The 7,615-nt window shown below is 66.6% G+C and carries 8 protein-coding genes and 1 pseudogene; 6 read left to right on the top strand and 3 right to left on the bottom strand.

All coding sequences use genetic code 11. The annotated features are described in order from the left end of the window. Window positions 1-379 (bottom strand): annotated as a pseudogene (locus KZA10_RS04575) (transposase); the annotation flags it as partial. A 642-nt stretch (window positions 380-1,021) separates the two neighbouring features. On the opposite strand from KZA10_RS04575, the gene KZA10_RS04580 reads away from it, so the two are divergent. Then, entirely contained in the window at window positions 1,022-1,354 is a 333-nt protein-coding gene (locus KZA10_RS04580; RefSeq protein ID WP_058631432.1) for a cupin domain-containing protein, read from the top strand. A 19-nt stretch (window positions 1,355-1,373) separates the two neighbouring features. Beyond that, complete coding sequence (locus KZA10_RS04585; protein WP_308289583.1) at window positions 1,374-1,985, top strand: uracil-DNA glycosylase family protein; 612 nt, start codon at window positions 1,374-1,376, stop codon at window positions 1,983-1,985. A gap of 173 nt (window positions 1,986-2,158) precedes the next feature. Here the strand turns inward: KZA10_RS04585 and KZA10_RS04590 are convergent, their stop codons facing one another. Next, window positions 2,159-2,869: a DUF2071 domain-containing protein gene (locus KZA10_RS04590; protein WP_218682292.1), complete on the bottom strand. Its 711-nt coding sequence runs from the start codon at window positions 2,867-2,869 to the stop codon at window positions 2,159-2,161. A 69-nt stretch (window positions 2,870-2,938) separates the two neighbouring features. Continuing rightward, window positions 2,939-3,355, bottom strand: a complete 417-nt coding sequence (locus KZA10_RS04595) for a helix-turn-helix transcriptional regulator (protein WP_055871149.1) — start codon at window positions 3,353-3,355, stop codon at window positions 2,939-2,941. A gap of 106 nt (window positions 3,356-3,461) precedes the next feature. On the opposite strand from KZA10_RS04595, the gene KZA10_RS04600 reads away from it, so the two are divergent. The 4 genes from KZA10_RS04600 to KZA10_RS04615 all read left to right on the top strand — a co-directional run. Then, a complete protein-coding gene (locus tag KZA10_RS04600; protein ID WP_017828120.1) occupies window positions 3,462-4,892 on the top strand; it encodes a TrkH family potassium uptake protein in 1,431 nt (476 codons plus the stop codon). Beyond that, window positions 4,885-5,556 (top strand): TrkA family potassium uptake protein, encoded by a 672-nt coding sequence (locus KZA10_RS04605; RefSeq protein WP_017828119.1) that lies wholly within the window; start codon window positions 4,885-4,887, stop codon window positions 5,554-5,556. The genes KZA10_RS04600 and KZA10_RS04605 overlap by 8 nt, the downstream gene beginning before the upstream one ends. A 77-nt stretch (window positions 5,557-5,633) precedes the next feature. After that, complete coding sequence (locus KZA10_RS04610; protein ID WP_141386865.1) at window positions 5,634-6,410, top strand: ABC transporter ATP-binding protein; 777 nt, start codon at window positions 5,634-5,636, stop codon at window positions 6,408-6,410. Further along, the coding region (locus KZA10_RS04615; protein WP_218682293.1) for a hypothetical protein at window positions 6,392-7,615 on the top strand (1,224 nt) is incomplete at its 3' end. The genes KZA10_RS04610 and KZA10_RS04615, both read left to right, overlap by 19 nt.

A 7,615-nucleotide genomic window follows, 5' to 3' on the forward strand; every position in this document is an offset into this window, starting at 1 on the left:
ATCCGTAGAGGTCAGAGAGGTGCTTAGCGATATCGCCGGTGGTCATGCCCTTCGCATACAGAGAGATCACCGCCTCGTCGAACCCCGCGATTCGGCGTTGATGCTTGGGCACCACCACCGGCGCGAATGTCCCCGCCCGGTCCCTCGGGACCTGGATCGTGAGATCGCCGATCTCGGTCCGCACCGTCTTCGGCGTGGATCCGTTCCGACTGTTCGGCGTCTGCTTCCCGACCCGGTCGCCCGGGTCGTAGCCGAGGTGTTCGGTCAGCTCCGCTTCCAACGCGGACTGCAGTACCTGCCGGGTCAGCCCCGTCAGCAGCCCGTCCGGGCCAGTCAGCTCGATCCCTTGACCACGAGCGGCGGCCACGAGTTGCTCCGCGACCGCAGTGACATCCGGCGGCGCAGGAAGGATCTCCCCGGTCCGCAGATCGACGGTCTCGGATTGCTCAGTTGGTGTCTTCAATTCAGTGCTCATGACGTGATTCATCTTCCCGTCCGACCGAAGCCGAACCGATCACGCCGAACCCCTCACACACAAACTTCCCGACAGACCCGGACCTGAACACCGCCGACATCGTGGTGCTCATGAGGCCGGGACTCACACTGCATTCCACGCCCCGCGGAGAGGTTCTGGAGTGGTCGTTCCCGAATCCAGAGTCGTGGGACGCCGACGCAGTACGCCCGCTGCGCCAGGCCGTATCCGAGAAGATCCAGACCACACTTCTCAACCGTTGAGCTGATCGGAGCGGGAACGCCAAAGCTCAGCACTCGTCCACCGAATACGCCTGCCGAAACCCTCTTACGGCGCACGTTTCTGGATCCCTGTCAGCGGCTGCACGGGTCGCCTCGCCGCAAACGATCGTTTTCGGTGACCAGCGTGCTGAACGAGTGGCAGGCTCGGAGAGTAAGCCGAACGGGGACAGATAATAGGTACGAGCTTGAGCCAAGCTGTGTCGGCCAGCTTGGTTCCCGTAAGGCCGAGCAACCCCACGCACGATGACATTCGAACATCGGAAATGCTATGCAAAAGACCTCACTCATCGCCCTCGCGCGACACGAACTCTCTCAGGCGAAGGAAGCGTCCAGTGGTAGAAGCGCGAAGACCGTCTTCGGAGGACACGAGCATCAACTCCGACAAACGCTTATTGCTCTCAAGGCCGGCGAAAGCCTGGCTGAGCACGAAAGCTCCGGAGAGGCAACCCTGCAAGTCCTCGAGGGCCGCGTCCTGCTCAGATTCGGAGACCTGTCGTGGAACGGATCTCCCGGTGACCTCCTCATCATCCCGGACGGGCTCCACTCACTCGACGCCATCGAGGACTCAGTCATCCTCCTGACCGTCGTTAAGAAGCACTGAAGCAGGTTGCGTACGGATCGTGGGAACTCCGCAGTACGGTGCACTTGATCCTCTCGCGCTCATCCATGATGAGCTGATACACGATTCCACCAACAACGCGCTGCGAGAGCAGGGCATGGACCCCATTTACACGGTGGGTGCCGCTGCGCGCGTGGCCGTCATTGGCCAGGCGCCGGGACGCCGCGCGCAGGCAAGTGGGGTGCCGTGGGACGACGCCAGTGGTGCCACCCTCATGCAGTGGCTTGGTGTCACCGAAGGACAGTTCCGAGACCCGGACAATTTCGCTCTCTTGCCGATGGACTTCTACTACCCCGGCCCCGGTCGCAGCGGGTCGGGAGATGCGCCGCCGCGTCGAGGCTTCGCGGCCAGGTGGCATCCGCCGCTCTTCGCGTTGATGCCTGATATTCGTTTGACTTTGTTGATCGGATGCTACGCACAGCAGGCGTACTTGCCGATTGCGAAGACCGCGACGCTGACCGCGACGGTACGGAATTATCAGCAGTTTCTTCCTGAGCTGTTCCCTCTAGTGCACCCGTCGCCGCTCAACTTTCGTTGGCACGCGAGGAACCCGTGGTTCGCCGCAGACGTCGTGGAAGATCTCCGTTGGCACATCGAGACCGCGTTGCGGTGAAACCGTTTCTGGGGGTGAATCAATCGCTGATGCCCGCGCACTACATCGGGTCGCGCCGGCCCGTGATGTCCTCCCGCACTGCGATCGTGATCTCAGGGCTCGCGCCGGCACCGCCGAGTCCGCCCCGGGTGTGGGGACCCGCACCTCGCCCCTGACGACAAGCCCCCCTGTCGTCAGGGGCGAGTCGTTGCGGGTCTGCGCCAGCTGACGGGGAGGTCGCGCATCACGAGGGCACTGTCGATCTGCGCAGCCCCTCGCGGAAGCCCGTCGAAGAACGACGACCCGACCTCGTTCACGCGCCCCGCCTCCGCGACCCACCGCGTCGTCGACAGCTCCACCGCCTCCGCTCCTCTGCCGTCCCGCCGCGGCGACCAGCCGATCGAGCCCGCACGGTAGAACTGCGAGGCGTCCTCGACCGTCGGGAAGAGCGTGCTCTCCCATCCGTCGGTCACCTCGACGTCAGCGAACACGCTCGCGTCGGACGCCTCCATCCCGACCCGGAACCGGGCGCCGGTCTCCTCGATCACGAACCGTGCGCGCCGCTGGATTCCCGGGAAGAACCTGCCGCCCCCGACAACCGGAACGATGTCGGAGGAGTGCCGTTCGATGACGTACACGCCCGTGCGCGTCGCCCCACCCTCATCCCACTCGACCGCGAATCGGTGCGCGGCGTTCTCCGTGGAGATGCCCCAGCGCGGACGCACCCAGCCGGGACGCAACTCCGTCAGCGCGATCAGGCACACTCCCCCGACGGCGCTCCCGTCGACGAGTTGGGGTCGAAAGGGGGCAGGGATGATCCCGCCCGCGACCGCGGGATCGACCCGATAGGTCAGCAGCAGACGGCGCCGCATCCGGCCACGGAGAGTGCGCAGGAGAAGGTTCATGCCTTCAATTTAACAGCTTCGCTAAATAGCTACAAGCCTTCGGCGAGAGAGGGGCCGGCCACTCGGCCGTCAGGCTCCGAGCCGCTTGAGGGCGTTGGCGACGACGTGCTTCGCGGATGCCGCCGCACGTCCGACGACCTCGGCCGCATGGGTGGCGCTTTCGTTGAGCGGGATGCCCGGGTAGACGATGTCGGGGGCACCGTCGCCGAAAGCGTCGACCAGGAACGGCACCAGCCAGTCGTCCACGGCCTCGAGCGGCTCGACCGCGAGACTGTAGAAGCGTCGCTGGCCGTCTTCGCGCACGGTGACGAGCTCGGCGTCGCGCAGCACCTTCAGGTGCTTGGACACGGTGGGCTGGCTGATGCCCAGATCGGCGACGATCTGGCTGACGCTCGTGCCCGCCTCTCCTTCGGTCGTGCGCCGCAGCAGGAGCTGGAGGATGTCTCGCCTCGTACCGTCTGCGATCACGTCGAAGATGTCCGTCATGAGTTCAGGGTAGTCGTCCCCGGCACGGAGTACCATGACGAAGGCTCGGCGACAGGCGCCGTGCGGCCGCTGTGCGCGGCCGAAGGAGAAACCACAGGGGGCAGCGATGTCGGGCATCGTTTCGGCGTCGTCCCCGCGGCAGAGCCTCAAGAGCGCGGCTGGTTGGGTCAAGCACCTCGTCACCTCTTCGCCGTCACGCTTCGCGATCGTCATCTTCGCGCTGCTGATCCTGGTCTTCACCGTGCTTCTCTCCCTGCCGATCGCCTCCGCGAGCGGAACCGTGACGCCGCTGAGCGATGCCCTCTTCACCGCCGTCTCCACCATCTGCGTCACCGGACTCGCGACCGTCGACATGGCCAACTACTGGTCGCCGTTCGGTCATGTCGTGGTGTTCCTCGGCGTGAACATCGGCGCACTGGGTGTCCTCACCCTCGCCTCACTCATGGGCATGCTGATCTCGAAGCGCCTCGGCCTGCGCGCCAAGCTGATGGCCGCCGGCGACACCAATCCGATGCGGGCGCACGGCGGCGTGGTCAACGAGAGCCAGACCGTGCGGCTCGGCGAGGTCGGCCAGCTGCTGACCACGGTCGCCGTGTCAGCGCTGATCATCGAGGCCTCGCTCGCGATACTCCTCTACCCCGCGCTCGTGATGGCCGAGGTCGACCCGATCGCGGCACTCTGGGAGGCCCCCTACTTCGCGGCGATGGCGTTCACGAACACCGGGTTCGCGCCGAACGACGGCGGCGTCGCCGTGTTCGCCGACGACTACCTCGTGCTCTCGCTCCTCATGGTGGGCGTCTTCCTCGGCAGCATCGGTTTCCCCGTCATCTACACCCTCGCCAAGCACGTCTGGCATGTGAAGCGCTGGTCGCTGCACACCAAGCTCACGCTCGTCACCACCATCCTGCTGTTCATCCTGGGTGCCGCCGTGTTCGTGGTCCTCGAGTTCAACAACCCCAAGACGTTCGGGTCGATGGATGCCACCGACACCACGTTCCAGGCCTTCTTCCTCTCGGCGATGACCCGCTCCGGTGGCTTCAACGTCATCGAGATGGACGATCTGAACGGCTCATCCCTGCTCGCCGCGAGCATGCTGATGTTCGTCGGCGGCGGCTCCGCCTCGACCGCCGGCGGCATCAAGGTGACCACTCTCGCGGTGCTGGCCATCGCGGTGTGGTCCGAGGCCAAGGGGCGCCAGTCGGTCGAGGCCTTCGGTCGCCGCATCCCGAGCGATGTGCAGCGCGTCGCCCTCAGCGTCGTCGCATGGGGCGCAACCATCGTCGCCCTGTCGACGATCGTGATCGCCCAGATCACCAAGGCGGACATCAGCCATGTCCTGTTCGATGTCATCTCGGCGTTCGGCACTGTCGGGCTGTCGACAGGGCTCACCGCAGAGCTCCCCGATTCGGCGTCGTACGTCATGGCCGCGACCATCTTCATGGGCCGCGTTGGTACAGTGACTCTCGCCGCGGCAGTCGCCGCGACATCACGAACGCAGTACTACTCACTGCCCGTGGAAAGGCCGATCGTTGGTTGAAGTCCTCCGGGGCGACGCTCCCGTCCTCGTCATCGGCCTCGGCCGGTTCGGCGCCGCCTGCGCCGGAGAGCTCGACCGCCTCGACCGCGAGGTGCTCGCGATCGACGACAACCTCGAGCTCGTGCAGAAGTGGTCCGAGCGCGTCACGCACACCGTGCAGGCCGATGCGAAGAACATCGATGCCCTCCGGCAGATCGGCGCACAGGACTTCCAGGTCGCCGTCGTCGCGGTGGGTTCCTCGATCGAGGCATCGGTGCTGATCACGGCCAACCTCGTCGACCTGAAGGTGCCGCAGATCTGGGCTAAGGCCGTCTCGCAGTCGCACGGCAAGATTCTCGCCCGCGTCGGCGCCAACCACGTCATCTATCCCGAGCGCGAGGCAGGCGAGCGCGTGGCGCACCTCGTGAGCGGACGGATGCTCGACTTCATCCGCTTCGACGACGACTTCGTCCTCGCCAAGATGTACCCGCCGAAGTTCATCCGCGGTGTCGGTCTGAACGAGTCGGGCGTGCGCTCGAAGTACAAGGTCACCGTCGTGGGCGTGAAGAGCCCCGGCAAGCCGTTCCGCTATGCCGAGGCGAACACGATCGTCACGAACCACGACCTCATCATCGTCTCGGGCACCAACAGCGACATCGAGCGCTTCGCCGGCCTCGATCGCTGACGCCGCCCCGGCTTCGTTTCCCGGCTCCCCCTCGCGGCGGATGTGCGAGGCCTCACAGCCGTGGTGGGATGGGAGTCATGACCGACCCCGCAGCGGCCCCTCCCGTCCTCGCCCTTCGCGGGCTTCGCAAGCAGTTCGGGCAGAAGGTCGCCGTCGACGGTCTCTCCCTCGATGTGCCCGCCGGATCCATGCTCGGCCTGCTCGGCCCGAACGGCGCCGGCAAGACCACGACGCTCGCGATGGCCACGGGCCTGCTGCGTCCGGATGCGGGAACCGCCTGGGTGCTCGGTGCGGACGTGTGGCAGAACCCGGCAGAGGCGAAAGCGCGCATGGGTGTGCTCCCCGACGGCATCCGCATGCTCGACCGGCTGACCGGCGCCGAGCTGCTGCGTTACACCGGGCTGCTGCGCGGAATGGCCGAGACGGACGTCGTCTCGCGGACCGGTGATCTCCTCGATGCGCTGGGGCTCGCCGATGCGCGGGACACGCTCGTCGTCGACTACTCCGCCGGCATGCGCAAGAAGATCGGGCTCGCCTGCGCGCTGATCCACGCACCTCGACTGCTCATCCTCGACGAGCCGCTGGAGGCGGTCGACCCGGTATCAGGCGAGACGATCCGTCAGATCCTGCGCTCCTTCGTCGACGGCGGCGGCACGGTCGTGCTGTCCAGCCACGTGATGGAGCTCGTCGAGTCGATGTGCGACAGGGTCGCCATCGTGGCCGAAGGACGCCTGCTGGCGCACGGCCCGCTCGACGAGGTGCGCGCCGGCCTCTCGCTGCAGCAGCGATTCCTCACGCTCGTGGGGGCGCACGACCTCGGGACGGAGACGCTCGCATGGTTGCGCTCCTCGTAAGCCTGCGCTGGCGGCAGCTGCGTCATCAGCTGTCCCGCAATCCCTGGATGATCGTCACCCTCATCATCACCGGGATGATCGCCCTCGGCCTCCTGGCCGTTCTCACCGCCGGGCTCGTCGCTCTGCGATTCGCCACGCCGGAGGGTGCCGTCACCGCCCTCGTGCTCACCGGGGCCGCGATCGTCATCGGATGGTGGATCGGCTCGATCCTGGTCAGCGCCGACGACTCACTCGCTCCCGAGCGCTTCGCGCTGCTGCCCGTGACCGCGCCCGCACTGCTGCCCGGATTCGTGATCGCAGGGGCCACGACCATCGGCGGCATCGGCACCACGGTCGCACTGCTGCTGATGCTGGTGGGCTGGTCGGTGAGCCTGCCGGCACTGTTCACCGCCCTCCTCATGATCCCCGTGGCCGTCGTTACCTGCGTGCTCGGTGCGCGCGTGGTGAGCGGCCTGCTCGCCGGCTGGCTCGCGCGTCGCAGCACGCGTGATCTGGTGCTGACTCTCGGTGTGCTGCTCGCCGCCTCGTCCGGGCTGATCCTCAACCTCGGGATCGGTGCGCTCACCACGGTGACCGACGTCGGCGGAGCCTTCTCCATGGTCGCGGACATCGTCGGATGGGCACCGCTCGGTGCCGTGTTCGGGGTTTCCGCATCGGCCGCGCAGGGCGACGTCGTCACCGCGGCGCTTCGCCTGGCGATCGCCGTCGCGACGGTCTTCGTCCTGTGGTTCGCGTCGCAGCGCCTTCTGGCCGCGCGTCTCGTCTCGCCGATCCAGAGCAGCGGTGGCGGACGGGTGCGCTCCGGTGGCCTGCTCGATCGGATGCTGCCGGCGAACTCGACCGGTGCGGTCGCTGCACGGTCTCTGCGCTACTTCCGCCGCGATCCGCGACAGCTCGTCAACATCGTGATGCTTCTGCTGCTGCCGGCGATCTTCATCGGTATCGCCCTGATGAACGGCCTGCAGGAGGAGGCGATCGGCTTCGCCCCCGCGATCACCCTGATCCCCGCAATCAACGCCCTCCTCGCCGGAACGATCGTGCAGATGGCGATCGCCTACGACAACGACGCCGTGGCCATGCACATCCTCACCGGAGTCACCGGGGCCGCCGACCGCGCGGGGCGTCTGCTCGGCTTCGGACTGATCGCGGTACCGGTCACGGTCGCGCTGTGCGTGGCAACCTGCCTGCTCGCAGGACGGCCGGAC

Origin of the sequence: Microbacterium sp. BF1, from assembly GCF_019279095.1 — a bacterium.
Classification (GTDB): Bacteria; Actinomycetota; Actinomycetes; order Actinomycetales; family Microbacteriaceae; genus Microbacterium; species Microbacterium maritypicum.